General features: G+C 73.4%; 15 protein-coding genes. 10 read left to right on the forward strand and 5 right to left on the reverse strand.

The features are described 5' to 3' along the window. Positions 1-1,206 (reverse strand): ATP-binding protein (locus tag ABT381_RS29785; protein WP_351599683.1); only part of this gene is annotated, 1,206 nt, incomplete at its 3' end. Positions 1,207-1,395: 189 nt separating this feature from the next. Here ABT381_RS29785 and ABT381_RS29790 point away from each other — a divergent pair. From ABT381_RS29790 to ABT381_RS29820, 7 genes are all read left to right on the forward strand, one after another. Beyond that, positions 1,396-2,040, forward strand: a complete 645-nt coding sequence (locus ABT381_RS29790) for a helix-turn-helix transcriptional regulator (RefSeq protein WP_351599684.1) — start codon at positions 1,396-1,398, stop codon at positions 2,038-2,040. Positions 2,041-2,183: 143 nt separating this feature from the next. After that, positions 2,184-2,828: a Pvc16 family protein gene (locus ABT381_RS29795; RefSeq protein ID WP_351599697.1), complete on the forward strand. Its 645-nt coding sequence runs from the start codon at positions 2,184-2,186 to the stop codon at positions 2,826-2,828. Continuing rightward, positions 2,825-4,882, forward strand: coding sequence for an ATP-binding protein (locus ABT381_RS29800; protein WP_351599685.1), 2,058 nt, complete (start codon positions 2,825-2,827; stop codon positions 4,880-4,882). The genes ABT381_RS29795 and ABT381_RS29800 overlap by 4 nt, the downstream gene beginning before the upstream one ends. Before the next feature lie 354 nt (positions 4,883-5,236). Then, positions 5,237-6,628 (forward strand): family 2B encapsulin nanocompartment shell protein, encoded by a 1,392-nt coding sequence (locus tag ABT381_RS29805; protein WP_351599686.1) that lies wholly within the window; start codon positions 5,237-5,239, stop codon positions 6,626-6,628. After that, positions 6,615-7,931 (forward strand): SufS family cysteine desulfurase, encoded by a 1,317-nt coding sequence (locus ABT381_RS29810; protein ID WP_351599687.1) that lies wholly within the window; start codon positions 6,615-6,617, stop codon positions 7,929-7,931. Before ABT381_RS29805 ends, ABT381_RS29810 begins: the two co-directional genes overlap by 14 nt. A 161-nt stretch (positions 7,932-8,092) precedes the next feature. Beyond that, positions 8,093-8,332, forward strand: coding sequence for a hypothetical protein (locus ABT381_RS29815; protein ID WP_351599688.1), 240 nt, complete (start codon positions 8,093-8,095; stop codon positions 8,330-8,332). Positions 8,333-8,440: 108 nt separating this feature from the next. Continuing rightward, entirely contained in the window at positions 8,441-9,433 is a 993-nt protein-coding gene (locus ABT381_RS29820) for a LysR family transcriptional regulator (RefSeq protein ID WP_351599689.1), read from the forward strand. On the opposite strand, the gene ABT381_RS29825 is transcribed toward ABT381_RS29820, so the two are convergent. The 4 genes from ABT381_RS29825 to ABT381_RS29840 are packed head-to-tail and all read right to left on the reverse strand — an operon-like array spanning position 9,423 to position 13,949. Next, positions 9,423-10,220: an SDR family NAD(P)-dependent oxidoreductase gene (locus ABT381_RS29825; RefSeq protein ID WP_351599690.1), complete on the reverse strand. Its 798-nt coding sequence runs from the start codon at positions 10,218-10,220 to the stop codon at positions 9,423-9,425. The genes ABT381_RS29820 and ABT381_RS29825 overlap by 11 nt on opposite strands. Next, the gene (locus ABT381_RS29830; protein WP_351599691.1) at positions 10,213-10,752 is read right to left on the reverse strand and encodes a cupin domain-containing protein; all 540 of its coding nucleotides are present in this window, start codon (positions 10,750-10,752) and stop codon (positions 10,213-10,215) included. The genes ABT381_RS29825 and ABT381_RS29830 overlap by 8 nt, the downstream gene beginning before the upstream one ends. Before the next feature lie 43 nt (positions 10,753-10,795). Beyond that, the gene (locus ABT381_RS29835) at positions 10,796-12,532 is read right to left on the reverse strand and encodes an alpha-L-fucosidase (RefSeq protein WP_351599692.1); all 1,737 of its coding nucleotides are present in this window, start codon (positions 12,530-12,532) and stop codon (positions 10,796-10,798) included. Positions 12,533-12,587: 55 nt separating this feature from the next. Further along, the gene (locus ABT381_RS29840) at positions 12,588-13,949 is read right to left on the reverse strand and encodes a sugar porter family MFS transporter (protein WP_351599693.1); all 1,362 of its coding nucleotides are present in this window, start codon (positions 13,947-13,949) and stop codon (positions 12,588-12,590) included. 214 nt (positions 13,950-14,163) lie between these two features. Between ABT381_RS29840 and ABT381_RS29845 the strand changes: the two genes are divergently transcribed. The 3 genes from ABT381_RS29845 to ABT381_RS29855 all read left to right on the forward strand — a co-directional run bounded on the left by ABT381_RS29845 (position 14,164) and on the right by ABT381_RS29855 (position 17,281). Beyond that, the gene (locus ABT381_RS29845) at positions 14,164-14,985 is read left to right on the forward strand and encodes an amidohydrolase family protein (protein WP_351599694.1); all 822 of its coding nucleotides are present in this window, start codon (positions 14,164-14,166) and stop codon (positions 14,983-14,985) included. Between the two features lie 104 nt (positions 14,986-15,089). After that, positions 15,090-16,517, forward strand: a complete 1,428-nt coding sequence (locus ABT381_RS29850; protein ID WP_351599695.1) for an L-fuconate dehydratase — start codon at positions 15,090-15,092, stop codon at positions 16,515-16,517. Next, positions 16,514-17,281, forward strand: a complete 768-nt coding sequence (locus ABT381_RS29855) for an SDR family NAD(P)-dependent oxidoreductase (RefSeq protein WP_351599696.1) — start codon at positions 16,514-16,516, stop codon at positions 17,279-17,281. Before ABT381_RS29850 ends, ABT381_RS29855 begins: the two co-directional genes overlap by 4 nt. Positions 17,282-17,342: the final 61 nt, after the last annotated feature.

Consider the following 17,342-nt stretch of genomic DNA (forward strand, 5'->3'; position numbering starts at 1 on the left):
GGCGGCCGCGTCGCCGTCCCGGCCCGCGCGGGAGGCGTCGGCCGCCGCGTCCAGCAGGGTGCCGGCGGCCCACTCCGTACCGGTCGAGGGGGCCCGCAGCAAGTGCCGGGCCACCGCTTCGGCGCGGTCGCCCCGGCGGTACCGCAGCGCCGCGGCCCGGCGGTGCAACGCGAGCCGGTCCTCCTGCGGCCAGCCGTCCAGCACCGCATCGCGCAGCAAGGGGTGGGCGAAGAGCGGGCCGCCGTGGCCCGGGTCGCGGCGCAGCAGACCCAGCCGGGTCATCGCGGTGATCCATCCCGGCACCCGGGCGAGCCCGGCCCCGCTCACCTCCGCCAGCAGGTCGTCGGGGACGTGCTCGGTCCCCCCGCCGGCTTCCTCCAGTTCGGCCAGGGCGCGGGCCACGGCGGCCGTTTCGGGCCCGGCGCTGTCCAGCCACCACAGGACGGCGGCCGCGTAGGCCCCCGGGTAGAGGTCGGCGCAGCTGTCCGGCAGTGCCACCCCCTCCTGCCCGCCGTCCGGAACCACCGCGCGCAGGTCGTCCAGCAGGGCCCGCAGCAACAGCGGGAGGCCGGCACCGGCACGGACGCAGCCCTCCACCCAGGCGTCCGCCGCGTCCGCCCCGAAGGCGTCCCGGACCAGTGCCTCGGCCGCACCCCGGCTCAGCGGGGCCGGTGCGTGCGCGCGCACCAACGCGGGCGCCAGGGCGTGCGCCAGGCCGGGGCCCGGCGGCGCGATGTCGTACTGGACGCGCTCGCCGGCCACCAGCAGGACCGGCAGTTCGGCGAGCCGGCGGGCGGCCTCGGTCAGCCAGCGCCGGGACGCGGAGTCGGCGAGGTGGACGTTGTCCACGGTCAGCAGGAGCGGTGCGGCGGCCGCGTACGAGCGCAGCAGCCGCCACAGCCGGGCCGGGACGTCGTGGTGGTGGGGCGCCCGGCGCACGTCGTCGGCCAGGCCCGCGTCGGGCGGCGGGTCGAGCAGCTGCAGTACGGCGCCGAACGCGGTGCGGGAGCTCTCGGCGGAGCAGTCGGCGCGCAGCACCCGCATCCCGTGCTGCCCGCCGTGCCGGGCCGCGGCGTCCAGCAGGGCACTGCGGCCTGTCCCGGTGGGCCCCCGGAACAGGAGCAGTCGGCCCGTTCCGGCCCGGGCGCGGGCGGCCTCGGAGGACAGCAGGGCGAGCGCGGCGGCACGTTCGAGGAGCTGGGTCACGGGCGGAGACCGCCGTTGATCTCGTGGTGCGTCTCGTGGTCGGCCACGATTGCGGGCCCGGTGGCCGCGGCGGGAGGCTGGACGGTGTGCGTACCGCTCACGCCGCGACGTCCTCGCGGGTGGGCACGTAGCCGCAGACCAGCACGTACCCGAAGGCGCGTACGTACCAGCAAGCAAGTACTCAAGGGAATGGTTGTGCACGTTCGGACCCGGGTCCCGGTCGTCGTCCACGCATCGGATCCGCTCTCCCAGGCCGGAGCCGTCAGCCAGTTGCGTGCGCAACCGGAGATCGAGCTGATCGACGACACGACGGCACCCGTCCCCGAGGGAACGGTCGCCGTGCTGCTCGCCGAGAAGCTGGACGAGGCCACGCTGGCGCGGCTGCGGCGGCTCGTACGCACCGACGGCACCCGGGCCGTCCTCGTCACGGGGCTGATCCGGGAGGCCGAGCTGCTCCAGGTGATCGAGTGCGGGATCGGCACCATCGTCTGGCGGCGCGAGGCCACCGGGCACCGGCTCCTGAAGGCGATACTCGCGGCCGCCCGTGGCGACGGCGACCTCCCGTCCGACCTGCTCGGACGGCTGATCACGCAGATCGGCAGCATGCAGCGCAACGTGGCGGGCCCGTCCGACTCCCCGGCGTCCGGCTTGACCGCACGCGAGGTCGACGTGCTCCGCCTGGTGGCCGAAGGGCTGGGCACCGGCGAGATCGCTAGCAAGCTGTCGTACTCCGAACGCACCGTCAAAAATGTGATGCACGGCCTGACGACCCGGCTGCACCTTCGCAATCGGGCCCATGCCGTGGCGTTTGCTCTCCGTGAAGGCTACATCTGACGGTTCGCACGCCCGTCAAGGGCCCCCGGGGCACCGTCGGGTGCCCTTCGCGCGGCCCCGTAAAGGCTGCCGGGACCGGCCGTACGCGGTCCACCATGACGGGTACGGGGGACGACGAACCACTGCAAGTGAAGGGCACGACCGTGATCCACGAGGTGGACGAGGTACTCAAGGGGCTGCTGACCGGCGGCGCGCTGGCCGGTTCCGGCGTCGAGGTCGCCTTCGACGCCCCGACCAGGGAGTGGGCCGCCCGGCGCAACGCCCCGGCCATCGACGCCTACCTCTACGACATCCGCGAGGACGTCCAGCGGCGCCAGCGCGGTACGGTGCCGGTGCGCGACGAGCAGGGAGTGGTACTCGCGCGCCGCCAGCCGCCGCGCTGGTTCCGGCTCGCCTACCTCGTCACCGCCTGGACCAAGCGTCCGCAGGACGAACACCGGCTGCTCTCCGCGGTACTCGCCACCCTGCTGCCGTACGAGACCCTGTCCCCCGACCAGCTGACCGGCTCGCTCGCGGACCTCGGCCTCACCGTCCCGCTGACCGTCGCGGGCTCGTCCACCGAGGCCCGCTCGACCGCCGACGTCTGGACCGCTCTCGGCGGCGAGCTCAAGCCGTCCCTCGACGTCGTCATCACCGCGCCGTTCCCCGCCTACCCGGAGTACGACGCGGGCCCGCCGGTCACCGAAGGCGCGGGGGTACGCGTCCGGGCCCTCGACGGCACCCTCGACGACAGCCCCGAACGCCGGCACCGCCCCGGCCACTTGGCCGGCGGAGGTGCGGCGAAGTGACCGCGGACGCCCCATGGCACGACCCGTCGGCCGGCCCGCTGCTGGACCGGCTCGCCCGGCTGCGCGACCGCGTGGCGCTGCTGGTCGACCGGCGCGCCGCCACCGACCCCACCGCGGCCGACCCGCTGCGCGGGCTGTACCTGTCCGAGGACTCGGTGCGGCACGTGCTGGGGAAGGAGGGGGAGCCGGTTCCGCAAGAGGGCGCCGAGACGGTGCCGGAACCCCCGGCGGCGGAGCCGCACCCCCCGGTCGCCGCGGACGACGACCGCCTGCGGCGGCTCGCGGACCGCCTCGGCCTGACCGCGCTGGACACCCGCATCCTGCTGATCGCGCTCGCGCCCGACCTCGACCGCGATTTCGAGCCGCTGTACGGCTACCTCAACGACGACGTGAGCCGACGCCGGGCGACCACGGGGCTGGCGCTGGACCTGTGCGGCCTGCCCGCGCACGCCGGACCGGCGCGTGCCCGGTTCCACCCGTCCGCGCCCCTGCAGGCCCTGGGCCTGATCACCATGGAGGAACCCGAACGCCCTTTCCTGAGCCGGGCGTTGCGGGTGCCCGACCGGGTACTGGCCCACCTGCTGGGCGACGACACCCTGGACGCGGCCCTCGCCGGGAGCGTACGGACGGAGCCGCCCGGTGCCTCGTCCGACGCCGGACCGACGGGCCGGAAGCTGGCCGAACGGCTGGCGAACGGCCCGCTCACGGTTTACCTGCGCGAACACCGCGGCGGCGACGGACCGGCCTGTGCCGCGGCGGCACTGCACGCCGCCGGGCTCGCCGCGCTGCATCTCGCACCGGGGGAGGGGGCGCCGCACGCGGAGCTGCTGCGGGAGGCGCGGCTCACCGGCCGCGCGATCGTCGTGGCCCCGCTGCCCGAGAAGCCGCAGGCCCTGCTGCGGGCGCTGGCGGCCGAGGACGTCACCGTGCTGCTCGCCGACCCGCGTCCGTACGATCCGCAGTGGTACGACGGTGCCCGCGACCCGCTCGTGCTGGACGTCCCCCGGCAGCGCTCGGGCGACGTGGCGACCTGGACGGCCGCCCTCGGCGCCGCGTCCGTCGGCGCCGTCTCCGGCACCGAAGCGCCCGCTCCCGGTTTCGACATCGCGCCGGTCGTCGCCGCCTACCGGCTCGGGGAGAGCGGCATCCGCCGGGCCGCCCGGGCCGCGGTGGAACTGGCGGCGTTCGACGGCACCCCGCTGTCCGCCGCGCACGTACGGCTCGCCGCCCGCCGGCAGTCCGTCTCCGGGCTGGAGCAGCACGCCCGCCGCATCAGCCCCGACGTCGGCTGGGGCGATCTGGTGCTCCCGGAACGGCAGTTGAGCGCGCTGCGCGAGCTGGCCCGCCGCGCCACCCACCGTGACCGGGTGCTCGGCGACTGGCGGCTGAGCGCGGGCGGCGGACGCGGCCGTGGCGTCCTGGCGCTGTTCGCGGGCGATTCCGGTACCGGCAAGACGCTCTCCGCCGAGGTCGTCGCCGCCGACCTGGGGCTGGACCTCTACGTCGTCCAGCTCTCCTCCGTCGTCGACAAGTACGTCGGAGAGACCGAGAAGAACCTGGAGCGGATCTTCGCCGAGGCCGACCGGACCGACGCCGTGCTGCTCTTCGACGAGGCCGACGCCGTCTTCGGGAAGCGCTCGGAGGTCAAAGAGGCCGGTGACCGGTACGCGAACATGGAGAGTGCCTACCTCCTCCAGCGGCTGGAGTCCTTCGACGGCATCGCGCTGCTCACCACCAACCTGCGGGCCAACATCGACGAGGCGTTCACCCGCCGGCTGGACCTGGTCGTGGACTTCCCGTTCCCCGGCCCGGACCAGCGCCTCGCCCTGTGGCGGCACAGCCTCGCCCACGTCCCCTGCGCGGACGACATCGACCCCGGGCCGTGCGCCCGGGAGTTCGAGCTGGCCGGTGGCTCCATCCGCAGCGCCGTCGTGACCGCCGCCTACGCAGCGGCGGAGCGCGGCGGCCCGGTCGGCAACGACGACCTGCTGGACGGCGCACGACGGGAGTACCGCAAGGCGGGCCGTCTGGTGCTGGAGGACGCGGACTGGTGACGCCGGTCGTGACGCCGATCCGTGACGCCGGCCGGTGACGGTGGCGTACGGATGGAATCGCGTCGTATCCGGGAATCGGACGGTGGCGTCCGGAAGGCGTGCTAACGGCCATGCACCACGGAGGTCGGAGGTCCGACCGCTGGTCACGCATGACCCGCGCGCGAAGTGGTTGCATTGCGGACCAATTGGCACAAGAGTCGGTCCGATTGTTTCAGGACTATGAAGCGCCATGCCGTCTTGTGGTCGATAAGGGCCCGCCGTGACGATCACTCTCGTTCCCGGCCGCCGCTCCACCGCGTCCGGGGCATCCGTACGGGGCAACCCCCCACCGGCTTCCGACGTCCAGGAGTCACCATGAGCGACCGCCTCAGCCTCAGCCCTGATGCCGCACGGCAACTCGCGACCACCACGAAGACCGCGCCCCAGATGCGCGGCATCACCCCGCGTTACCTGCTCCGCGCGCTGCCCTGGCTGGACGTCGACTCGGGCGTCTTCCGTGTCAACCGACGCCGTACGTTCCTGCTCGGCGACGACCGGATCACCGTCGACACCGACCACGAGGGCGCCCGCCGCGTGGTCAGCGAGGACCTGCGGGAGATCCCGTACCTGCGCGAGGCGGACCCGGCGCTGCTCGGCGAGCTGGCCCAGGCGTTCACCGAAGTCTCCTTCGACGCGGGCCAGTTACTGGTTCAGGAGGGCGAGTCCACCGACCGCCTGTGGGTGCTGGCGCACGGCCGCGCGGAGAAGCGCGTGACCACCCGTTACGGTGAGGAGACCGTGCTCGAAGTGGTCGGCGACGGCCAGTACTTCGACCTCGACTCCTGGACCCGCGGCGAGCGCACGCCGTACCAGGTCAAGGCCCTCACCCCCGGCGTCGCGCTGTGCGTCGAGCGCGCCGTACTGGGCCGCCTGTCGGACCGCGACGAAGCGCTGTGCAACGCGGTCACCGCGTACAGCGAGGGCGGCGCGCCCCTCGCCGGCAAGGAGGCCCCCATCCAGCTCGCCGGCGGCCACGTGGGCGAGCCCGAACTGCCCGGCACCTACGTCGAGTACGAGGACACGCCGCGCGAGTACCACATGACCGTCGCGCAGACCGTGCTGCGCGTCCACACCCGCGTCTCCGACCTCTACAACGAGCCCAACGACCAGGTACGGGCCCAGGCCGACCTGACCATCCAGGCGCTGCGCGAGCGCCAGGAAGCCCTGATGCTGAACCACCCCGACTTCGGCCTGTTCCACAACGTCACCCCGGGCCAGCGGGTCCAGGCACGCACCGGCGCGCCCACCCCCGACGACCTCGACGAACTCCTCACCAAGGTCTGGAAGCAGCCCGGTTACTTCATCGCCCACCCCAAGGCCATCGCGGCGTTCGGCCGGGAATGTACCCGCCGGGGTGTGCCCCCGGTGATGGACACCCGCTTCGGCAGCCCCCTGCTGACCTGGCGCGGCGTGCCGCTGCTGCCGTCCGACAAGGTCGGGTTCACCAACGGCTCCGGCGCGGTGACCGGCACCACCGAGATCCTGCTCGTCAGGGCGGGCGAGGCCGAGCAGGGCGTGGTCGGGCTGCGCCCCTCCGAGGTGCCCGACGAGGTCGAACCCGGCCTGTCCATGCGGAACATGGGCACCGACAAGAAGGCGATCACCTCCTACCTGATGACCGCGTACTTCAACACCGCGGTCCTGGTCGAGGACGCCATCGCCGTGCTCCAGAACGTCGAGGTGTCCAAGTACCATGACTACTCCTGAGATGCTGGCTCCTGAGATGTGGGGAGCCCTCAAGAGTCCCGAGGCCCGGACCCCGGAGGCGGCGCCCCGGGAGCCCGCGAGCCCCGGCCGTGGCTTCGATCCCGAGACCGTGCGGCGCGACTTCCCGGTCCTGCACCGGACGGTCAACGGCCACCCGCTGGTCTGGCTCGACAACGGCGCCACCACCCAGAAACCGCGCCAGGTCATCGAGGCGCTCGCCGCCTTCTACGGCTCCGCCAACTCCAACATCCACCGCGGCGCCCACACCATGGCCCGCGAGGCCACCGAGGCGTACGAGGGCAGCCGCGCCGCCGTCGCCTCGTTCCTCGGCGCCGCGTCCCCCGACAACGTCGTCTTCGTCCGCGGCACCACCGAGGCGGTCAACCTCGTCGCCCAGACCTGGGGCCGGGCCAACCTCGGCGCCGGCGACGAGATCCTCGTACCGGTCCTGGAACACCACTCCAACATCGTGCCGTGGCAGATGATCGCCAAGGAGCGGCACGCCCGGGTGGTGCCCGTACCGCTCGGGCCGGACGGCCAGATCGACCAGAACGCCTTCGCCGACCTGCTCTCCTTCCGCACCCAGCTCGTCGCGCTCAGCCACGCGTCCAACGTGCTCGGCACCGTCCCGCCCGTACGGGAGATGACGGCGCTGGCACACCGGTACGGCGCCAAGGTGCTGGTCGACGGCGCCCAAGCGGTCGCGCACTTCCCGGTGGACGTCCAGGCGCTGGGCGCCGACTTCTACGTCTTCTCGGGGCACAAGCTCTTCGGCCCCACGGGAATCGGCGCGCTGTACGGCAAGCCGGAGGTGCTGGCGGGGATGCGGCCGTGGCAGGGCGGCGGCAACATGATCGACTCGGTCGAGTTCGGCCGGACCACCTTCGCCCCCGTACCGCATCTGCTGGAGGCGGGCACCGGCAACATCGCCGGCGCCGTCGGCCTGCGCTCCGCGATCGAGTGGCTCACGTCCCTGGACCGCACCGCCGTCACCGCCTACGAGAAGGCCCTGACGGAGTACGCCGTAGCGGCCCTGGCCACCGTCCCCGGGCTGGAACTCATCGGCTCGGCCCCCGAGCGGATCTCCGTCCTCACCTTCACGCTCGCGGGACACGACCCGGCGGCGGTCGCGGAGTGCCTGGACCGCGACGGCATCGCCGTCCGGGCCGGCCACCACTGCGCCCAGCCCGCGCTGCGCCACTACGGCCTGGAGAGCGCGGTCCGGGCCTCCTTCGCCCTCTACAACACGCCGCAGGAGGTGGACACCCTGGTCGCTTCGCTGCGGAACATGCGGCAGCCGTGACCTGAGGGGCCGGCCGCAGGCACTTCGGAGCCGTCCGCGCCACTCCGTCCCTTCCATTCAGGTGACGCGGTGTGTGACGGCTGTGACGTGTGGTTACTCATCGACTGCCGGGCGGCGGAGGAAGCCGCCTCTTCCCTGTGCAACCAATGGAGGAACCGAAGATGAACCGCACTGCGAAGCGCCTGACCGCCCTCGTCGTTCCCGTGGCGGCGCTCGTCCTGGCGGCCGGCGGCACGGCCGTGGCCGACGACCCCGAGTTCCTGAACACCAAGATCGCGTCCACCGACTCCGGTTACCAGAGCGGCAGCGCCAGCGAGCACCACGGCGCGCAGACCACGGGCGCGGAGACCCACACCTCGCTCGTCGAGACCGGCGCCGACAACAGCTCCGACGACGACTGATCCGGCGCTTCCAGCCGGCCCGGCCTCTTCCGCCGAGACCTGCCGAGCACCAGCCCCGCTCTTCTCCGGGAGAGCGGGGTCCGCCATGTACGAGGTGGGGAGCGAGACATGGAACTGCGTGATCTGGAGTATTTCGCCCTGGTGGCCGAGGAGTCGCACTACGGCCGCGCCGCGGCCCGGCTGCACGTCGCGCCCGCCGCCGTCCGCCGGCGCATCCGCGACCTGGAACGGGAGCTGGGCCTCGTCCTCTTCGACCGGACGAGCAGCCATGTGGAGCTCGCCGCGGCCGGCGGCGAACTGCTGCCCGCAGCGCGCCGCACGCTCGCCTCGGCCGCCGAGGTCGCGGACACCGCGCGCACCCTGCGCGCCGCCCGGCTGGGGGAGCTGCGCATCGGCTGCGCCCCAGGCGCGGCCCGTCTCGTCGACGTACTGATCGGCAAGGTGGCGCGCGCACACGCCGACGTGGCCGTGGTGTCCGTCCCCATGTGGAGCCTGCAGGCACTGGACGCCCTCGTACAGGGCGAACTCGGCCTGGCGCTGGTCCGCGACCCGCTGCCACCGCACGGCACGTCGTCCCTGATCGTCGGGAGGTACCGCGACGACCATGTGGCGGTGCCCGCGCCCGGGCCGCTGACCAAGCAGGTCCCGGTGCCGCTCGGCGCGTTCGAGGGCATGCCGTTCCTGATCAACGAGCGGGACACCGCGCCCGGTGTGCACGACGCGACCGTACGGTTCTTCGCCGACCACGGCGTGGCCCCGCTCTGGCAGCACCACCGGCTGCGCGAACAGGAGCAGCTGCTCGCGCTGGTGGCGGCCGGCACGGCGTCCGGGCTGGTGCACGCGCACCCCGCCGACGTCTCCGACCCCGCCAACATCACCTGCCCGGGCGTCGCCGTCCTGCCGCTCAGCGAGCCGGGCCCCGAACACCGCTTCCACCTGGTCTGGCGCGCGGACGACGACTCCGAACTGCTGCGCGCGGTCATCGACCTGATCTGCGATCACGGCTGCGACCTCGACGAGCCGGAGGAGGGGCCCGCTAACGGGCCGGAGGGCGGGCGGGAGCACCGGCCGGGGCACGGTCAGGAGGGCGTCACCACGTAGGACGGGCGCTGACGCCGCCGTCCACGACCAGGTCGGTGCCGGTGATCCACGAGGCCGCGTCCGAGGCGAGGAAGACGCAGGCGTCGCCGACGTCCTCCGGGCGGCCGAGCCGGGTGAGCGGCGCGGCGCGGGTCCACCGGTCGACGCCGTCCGGCCAGTCCGCTTCGAGGCCCGGCCGGTCGATCAGGCCGGGGGAGACGGTGTTGACCCGGATGCCGAGGGGGCCGTACTCCAGGGCCGCCGACCGGGCGAACATGATCAGGGCGGCCTTGGCGGCGCTGTAGTGCGCATGGCCCGGCGCGGGCCGGGAGCCCTCGATCGACGCGATGTGGACGACCGAACCGCCGCGTCCGGCCCCTTCACCACTGCCGCGCGTCATCGCCCCGACGGCCGCCTGGGTGCAGCAGAACGCGCTGGTCACATTGGCTTCGGAGAGCCGCCGCCAGTCGGCCGCCGTCATCCCGGCGAGCGGCTGGACCGGCTGGATCCCGGCGTTGTTGACCAGGATGTCCAGCCGGCCGCGCCAGGCGGCCGCCGCGTCGACCAGCTGCCGGCACTCCTCCTCCCGCGTCACGTCCGCCCGTACGGCCAGCGCGCTGCCGCCCGCCCCGGTGATCTCCTTGACGAGCGCTGCGGCCTGCTCCTCGCCCCGGTACCAGTGGGCCACCACGGCCGCTCCGGCCCGCGCCAGCCGCCGGGCGATGCCGCCGCCGATGAGTCCGCTGGCGCCGGTGACCAGGGCCACCCGCCCGGCCAGGCTGCCGGCCGCCGCTCCCGCGTCACGCATCGAACGCCCCGTCCCGCGTGCCCTCCGGCATCCGCAGCGGGGCGCCGGGCCGGCACAACTCCCTGATCCGCTCCGCGTGCCGGGGGTACTGCCTGGTGAGGACGTCCACGTCGCCGCCTTGATAGTCGGAGGGCAGGAAGCCGGGCGCCATCGTCGTCCCGCACAGCGACCAGCTGCCGCCCGGGATCACCCGGGCGCCCATCCACGTACCCGCCGGCACCACGGTCTGCACCTCCCCGCCGCTGCCGCCGAGGAGCACGGCCCGGCCGCCGTCGCCCGGTCCGAGGAGGAGCAGTTCGGCGGGGTCGCCCCGGTAGAAGTGCCAGACCTCGTCGAGGGGCAGCCGGTGCAGGGCGGAGAAGCCGCCGGCGTCCGTGGTGAGCAGCACCAGGATCGCCGAGCCTGCCGGGCGGCCCGTGGCGTCCGGCGGCCCCGCCCACGTCCGGCGGAACAGCCCGCCCTCGGCGGGCAGTGGCCGCAGCCCGTACCGCTCGGCCACCTCGGCCGACGTCGTCCCCTCCGTACCCGGCACGGCCCACCCCTCTCTGTCGTCACGGCGGCGCGGTCACGGGCGCTCAGGCCGGTTCGGCGCTCCGGTACAGCCCGAGGAAGGCCAGCCGCGGCGTCGCCCGCGCCGCCGTGATGCGTACCCGTATCCGACGGGCCGTCACCGGCGCGGGCAGGACGAGAATGCGGCTGTACCCGATCGTCGTACCGGACGCCACCTGCCGCCAGCCCGCCCCGTCCCACACGTCCAGCGCGCAGCCCTCGACGCGCTGGCCCCGGGTGATGTCCTCGCCCAGCCGGACCCGGTCGAACGCGGCCTCCTTCGGGAGCGTCAGCTCCAGCGCGCCGGTGACCGCGCCGCCGGGCGGCGACCAGCCGGTGCCGAGGCCGCGGTCGGTGAGCGCGGCGGCCGCCCGGCCGCGACCGCCGGAGAGCAGGTTGGTGCCGTACGTCCGGTCCAGCGCGCGGCGGAAGGAGGTCAGCGCGTCGATGTCCGCCGGGTCCACTCTGCCGTTCCTCGCGGGCGGCACGTTGATCAGCAGCACGGCGTTGCGGCCGACGGACTTCTCGTACAGGGACACCAGTTCGCCGGGCGACTTGGGCCGCTGCTCCGGGTGGTGGTACCAGCCGGGCCGAAGGGAGACGTCGGCCTCGCCCGGGAACCACCGCAGCGACGTCACGTCCGGGTTGCCGGTGATCCGCTCCCGCGAGCCGAGGTCGGCGCCCGACTCGCCGCCGGGGACCTGCATGCCGACACCGTCCCCGGTGACGGGCAGGACGCTCCACTCGGACTCGCGGGCGGTGCCCTTCTCGTTGCCGATCCAGCGGACGCCGCACGGTGCCTTGAAGACGACGGTCTTCGGGGACAGCTTCCCGATGACGTCGTAGAAGGTGGCGAAGTCGTAGGTCTGGGTGATGCCCGCGTCGGTCCACGGGTTGGCGCCGTCCAGCCACAGTTCGTCGATCGGGCCGTACTGGGTGAACAGCTCGTAGACCTGGTTGAGGTAGTACGCGTCGTAGTCGTTGACCGTGACGTCGAACGTCGGCAGCTCGCCCTTGGCGACGGCCCGCGCGCGGTCGTCGCCGTCGACGAGGGTGGGGAGGGTGCGCGGGGTGGGCTCGCTGCCGTTGCCGTACCGGCCGTGGCCGCCGGGAGCGCGGTCGCCGTCCTCGAGGGTGGCCTGCTCCTCGATGCTGAGCGGTTCACCGGCCTGCTGCTTGGCGCGGATCTTTTCGACCCAGTCGGCGTGCCAGGCGTGCGGGAGTTCGGCGCCGTCGGCGGGGGAGAGGTACACGCCGACCTTCAGGCCTGCGGCGCGGGCCGAGCGGACGTACGCACCGAGGATGTCGCCCTTCCAGCGGCTGGCCGCGACGGAGTGCCCGGTGTACCGGGTCGGGTAGAGGACGAAGCCGTCGTGGTGCTTGGCGGTCAGCATGACGAGCTTCGCCCCGGCCGCGCGGTACACGCGCATCCACTGGTCCGTGTCCACCTGTTCCGGCGCGAACCACGCCGGGTCCTCGGCCCCCGACCCCCACTCCCGGTCGGTGAAGGTGTTCATGCCGTAATGCGTGAAGACGGTCAGTTCGTTGCGCTGCCAGGCGAGCTGATGGGGTGTCGGTACGACGTGGGCGGCCTTGGCGACGATCCGTTCGGCGGTGTCGCCGGGGGAGACGGGGATGACGGGCGCGGGCGTGATGCCGGTGGAGTCGGCGACGGTCGTGGTGCCGGCCGCCACCGCGGTCCGGGAGAGGAGCGCGGTGGCGGGCAGCGCGGCTCCGATGGCGAGGATCGTTCTCCGGGACATGCTCATCGTGGTCCTCCGTACAAGGTGTTGTGGTGGACGAGCGAGTGCGACCGGGCTACGCGCGCTGCTGCCAGTACTGCTCGATCTCCTCCAGGGAGCGGCCCGCGGTCTCCGGGACGCGGCGGGCGACGTACCACGCGGCGAGCGCGGACAGCACGGCGAAGACGGCGAAGACGGAGCTGCCGATCGCCTTCAGCACGTCCGGAAAGGCCAGCGAGAAGGCGAAGTTGAGCAGATACTGGGTGAAGGTGATCACGCCCATGCCCAGCGCCCTGGCCCGCAGCGGCAGCACCTCCGGGCAGTACAGCCAGAACACCGGCCCCAGCCCGAACCCGAACGCGAAGGTGTAGACGAACACGCAGATCACGGCGAGCACGGAGACATCGGGGAAGAGGGCGAGCGCCACCATGGGCGGGACCTGCGCGGCCAGCGAGATGGTCAGCAGCTTGACCCGGCCCAGGCGTTCGATGAACGGCAGGGATGCCGCGGTGGACAGGACCAGTGCCGCGCCGACGCCGTAGTTCGCGATGGTGCCGGCCTGCGAGCCGTTGCCGTCGGTGAGGTGGGAGAAGATGACGGGCGCGTAGTAGACCACCGCGTTGATGCCGGTGAAGACCTGGAAGAAGGTCAGGATCAGGGTGATCCGCAGCGCGGGGCGGTATGTGCCCGCCAACTCCCGCAATCCTGCGTGCTGTTGGGCCAGGCTGTCGCGGATCTCGGTGATCTCCGCCTCCGCGGTCTCCGGTGTCGCGCGCAGCCGCCGCAGGACGCCGCGGGCCTCCTCCTCGCGCCCGTGCGTCATCAGCCAGCGCGGGCCCGCCGGGCTGAGCACCATGCCGGCCAGGAAGACCACGGCGGGCACGGCGCCCAGGCCGAGCATCCACTCCCACGCGCCGGCCGCCGACAGCGCGTCGCCGACCCCGTACGCGAGCAGGATGCCGACGTTCACCGCGAGCTGGTAGAGCGCGGTGATGCGGCCGCGCAGGTGCTTGGGCGCGAGCTCGCTGAGGTAGATCAGGCCGAACATGTTCGCGATGCCGACGGCGAAGCCGAGGACGAACCGCGAGACCATCAGCGCCCCGGCACTGAAGGCCAGGCCGCAGGCGACCGAACCGAGGACGAAGATCACGCCCGCCAGGATCAGCAGGTGGCGGCGGTCCCAGCGGCGGGCGGCGAGCGAGCCGCCGACGATGGCCGGCAGCGCGCCGAGCAGCAGCAGGCTGGTGACCAGGCCCTGCCCCGTGGCGTCCAGCCCGAACCGGTCGGTCAGGGGTTGCAGCGCGCCGGAGATGGCGCCGGAGTCGTAGCCGTACAACAGGCCGGACAGGCCGCCGAGCACGGCGATCCAGTGCACCCGCCGGGGCACCTTCTCGCCGCCCTGCGCGGCGGCTCCGGCCGGGGACTGGACCTGTGCCACGGGATTGTCCTTCCGTACGCCAGACATGGGGCCGCCAGACATGGGACCTATCCGGAGGGGGTGTCATGCTCGGCGACGAAAGCTAGCCTGTGGACACGGTCACGGCAATGGTTCACACCGAATGCGTCACGAAGAGATCCGACCTATTGTCGGCGCCATTGCCGTCGAATTGCTGCGTCATTCATCCGATGTATCGATTGGTCTGGGGGTTCCCGTGATCGACGCGCACCACCACCTCTGGGACCCGGCGGCGCGCGCGTACCCCTGGATGGACCCCGACGCACACGCGCCCATCCGCCGCCGCTACACCGTGGCCGACCTCGCGGCGTGCGCCGGCGAGGACGTGACCGCCACCGTCCTCGTGCAGACCGTGGCCACCGCCGAGGAGACCGCCGCCTTCCTCGCCGCGGCCCGCGCCTCCCGCGGCCTGATCGCGGGCGTCGTCGGCTGGACGGACCTCACCGCACCCGAACTCGCCCTGCCGGACGACCCGTTGCTGGTCGGTGTGCGGCACCAGGCCGAGGACGAGCCCGACCCGCGGTGGCTGGTCCGCGCCGACGTCCGCCGCTCGCTCGCCGCGCTCGGCGCCCGTGGGCTGGCCTACGACGTGCTCGTACGGGCCCCGCAGCGGCAGGCCGCGCTGGAGTGCGTACGCGGCCTGGACGAGGTGCCGTTCGTACTCGACCACGCGGGCAAGCCGGGCATCGCGGCGGGGGAGTGGGAGCCGTGGGCGTCCTGGCTCACGGACCTGGCGGCCTGCCCGAACACCGTGTGCAAGCTCTCCGGGCTGGTCACCGAGGCGCCCTGGCACAGCTGGACGGCCGAGCTGCTGAGGCCGTACGCCGAGCACGTACTGGCCGCGTTCGGCGCCGACCGGGTGCTGTTCGGGTCGGACTGGCCGGTGTGCGAACTCGCGGGTGGTTACGCGGCCGTACGCACCCTCACCGAGGACCTTTTGGGCGGCTGTACCGCCACGGAGCGCGCCGCGGTGCTGGGCGGCACGGCCCGGCGGGTGTACGGCCTGCCCGCCGGGTGATCTCTTGTGCTCCGGCTCGGCGAGGCCGTATGTTCACGTCGTTGGCAGAGACATCCGATGTATCCCGTGCATTCCGCAAGGCGGTCGACGAAGGGCTCCAAGCAATGAGACCGACACGCCTCGGCACGCCGGGCCGGGAATCCCCGGCCGCCCCGACCGGCGGCCCCACCGCCTCCGCCCGGGTCACCTCGGTCACCGTCCACGACCTCCGCTTCCCCACCTCCCGGGAGCTGGACGGCTCGGACGCCATGAACCCCGACCCCGACTACTCCGCCGCCTACGTCGTTCTCGGCACCGACGCGCCCGACGGCCTCGAAGGCCACGGCTTCGCCTTCACCATCGGCCGCGGCAACGACGTCCAGGCCGCGGCGATCGCCGCCCTCCGCCCGTACCTCCTGGGCCGGTCCGTGGACGCGCTGTGCACCGACCCCGGGTCGCTCAGCCGCGACCTCGTCGGCGACAGCCAACTGCGCTGGCTCGGCCCGGAGAAGGGCGTGATGCACATGGCGATCGGCGCGGTCGTCAACGCCGTGTGGGACCTGGCCGCCAAGCGCGGCGGCCGGCCGCTCTGGCAGCTCCTCGCCCACGCCGAGCCCGAATGGCTCGTCTCGCAGGTCGACTTCCGCTACCTCACCGACGCGCTCACCCCCGACGAGGCGCTGAAGCTGCTGCGGGCCGGCAGGGCGGGCAGCGCCGGACGAGAGGCCCTGCTCCGCGAGCGCGGCTACCCCGGCTACACCACCTCGCCCGGCTGGCTGGGCTACTCCGACGCCAAGCTGACCCGGCTGGTCCAGGAGGCCGTCGCGGCCGGATTCCGGCAGATCAAGCTGAAGGTCGGCGCCGACCTGGCCGATGACATCCGGCGCTGCCGCACCGCACGCGCCGCCGTCGGCCCGGACATCCGCATCGCGATCGACGCCAACCAGCGCTGGGACGTGGCCGAGGCCATCGCCTGGACCAAGGCGCTGGCGGAGTTCGATCCGTACTGGATCGAGGAGCCCACCAGCCCCGACGACATCCTCGGGCACGCCGCCGTGCGCCGCGCCGTCGCGCCCGTACGGGTCGCCACCGGCGAACACGTGCAGAACCGCATCGTCTTCAAGCAGCTGCTGCAGGCCGGCGCGGTCGACGTGGTGCAGATCGACGCGGCGCGGGTCGGCGGCGTCAACGAGAACCTGGCGGTGCTGCTGCTGGCCGCGAAGTACGGCGTGCCGGTCTGCCCGCACGCCGGCGGCGTCGGCCTGTGCGAACTGGTCCAGCACCTCGCCATGTTCGACTACCTGGCGCTGTCCGGTACCACGGAGGACCGCGCCATCGAGTACGTCGACCATCTCCACGAGCACTTCATCACGCCGGTGGAGATCCGGGACGGGCACTACGCGGCGCCCACCGCGCCCGGCTTCTCCGCCGAGCTGCGCCCCGCCACGCTCACCACGTACGCCTACCCCGACGGCACGTTCTGGACGGCCGACCGCGCGGCACACGAGGAATCGACGAAGGACGACGACGCACTTCAGGAGGAGCGGGCATGAACGAGACGCGGGACATGAACGGCCTCAAGGCTCTGGTCACCGGCGGCGCCTCGGGCATCGGCCTGGCCACGGCCCAGCTGCTCGCCGCGCGCGGCGCCCGGGTGGCCGTGCTGGACCTGGTACCCGACAAGGTCGAGGAGCCGCTGACCGGTTACCGGGCCGACGTCAGCGACGACGACTCCGTACGCGAGGCGGTCGGCGCCGCGGCCCGCGACCTGGGCGGACTCGACATCCTGGTCAACAACGCCGGCATCGGCGCGGCCGGCACGGCCGAGGACAACACCGACACCGAGTGGCACCGCGTCCTGGACGTCAACGTCCTCGGGATCGTCCGCACCAGCCGCGCGGCGCTCCCGTACCTCCGGGAATCCGCGTACGCCGCGATCGTCAACACCTGCTCCATCGCCGCCACCGCCGGTCTGCCGCAGCGCGCGCTGTACTCGGCCTCCAAGGGCGCCGTCCTCTCGCTCACCCTCGCCATGGCCGCCGACCATGTCCGCGAGGGCGTCCGCGTCAATTGCGTGAACCCCGGCACCGCCGACACGCCCTGGGTCGGGCGGCTGCTGGACGCGGCCGACGACCCCGAGGCCGAGCGCGCCGCGCTCAACGCCCGGCAGCCGATGGGCCGCCTGGTCACCGCAGAGGAAGTCGCCGCCGCCATCGCCTACTTGGCGTCACCCGCCGCCGCCTCGGTCACCGGCACCTCGCTCGCCGTCGACGGCGGGATGGCGGGGCTGCGCCTGCGCCCGGAAGGCCGGCGGTGAGCCGCGGGCCGCAGGACATGGCGCCCGGTGGCCCGGGCGGGGCCGGGCCACCGATGCCTCC

It is taken from the genome of Streptomyces sp. NPDC000151, from assembly GCF_040301705.1.
Classification (GTDB): domain Bacteria; phylum Actinomycetota; class Actinomycetes; order Streptomycetales; family Streptomycetaceae; genus Streptomyces.

What these genes read in the sequence shown, in the direction of transcription:
- ABT381_RS29790 (WP_351599684.1), top strand. Translation starts at nt 1,396, where the DNA reads ATGGTTGTGCACGTTCGGACCCGGGTCCCGGTCGTCGTCCACGCATCG.
- ABT381_RS29805 (WP_351599686.1), top strand. Translation starts at nt 5,237, where the DNA reads ATGAGCGACCGCCTCAGCCTCAGCCCTGATGCCGCACGGCAACTCGCG.
- ABT381_RS29810 (WP_351599687.1), top strand. Translation starts at nt 6,615, where the DNA reads ATGACTACTCCTGAGATGCTGGCTCCTGAGATGTGGGGAGCCCTCAAG.
- ABT381_RS29815 (WP_351599688.1), top strand. Translation starts at nt 8,093, where the DNA reads ATGAACCGCACTGCGAAGCGCCTGACCGCCCTCGTCGTTCCCGTGGCG.
- ABT381_RS29820 (WP_351599689.1), top strand. Translation starts at nt 8,441, where the DNA reads ATGGAACTGCGTGATCTGGAGTATTTCGCCCTGGTGGCCGAGGAGTCG.
- ABT381_RS29825 (WP_351599690.1), bottom strand. Translation starts at nt 10,220, where the DNA reads ATGCGTGACGCGGGAGCGGCGGCCGGCAGCCTGGCCGGGCGGGTGGCC.
- ABT381_RS29835 (WP_351599692.1), bottom strand. Translation starts at nt 12,532, where the DNA reads ATGTCCCGGAGAACGATCCTCGCCATCGGAGCCGCGCTGCCCGCCACC.
- ABT381_RS29850 (WP_351599695.1), top strand. Translation starts at nt 15,090, where the DNA reads ATGAGACCGACACGCCTCGGCACGCCGGGCCGGGAATCCCCGGCCGCC.
- ABT381_RS29855 (WP_351599696.1), top strand. Translation starts at nt 16,514, where the DNA reads ATGAACGAGACGCGGGACATGAACGGCCTCAAGGCTCTGGTCACCGGC.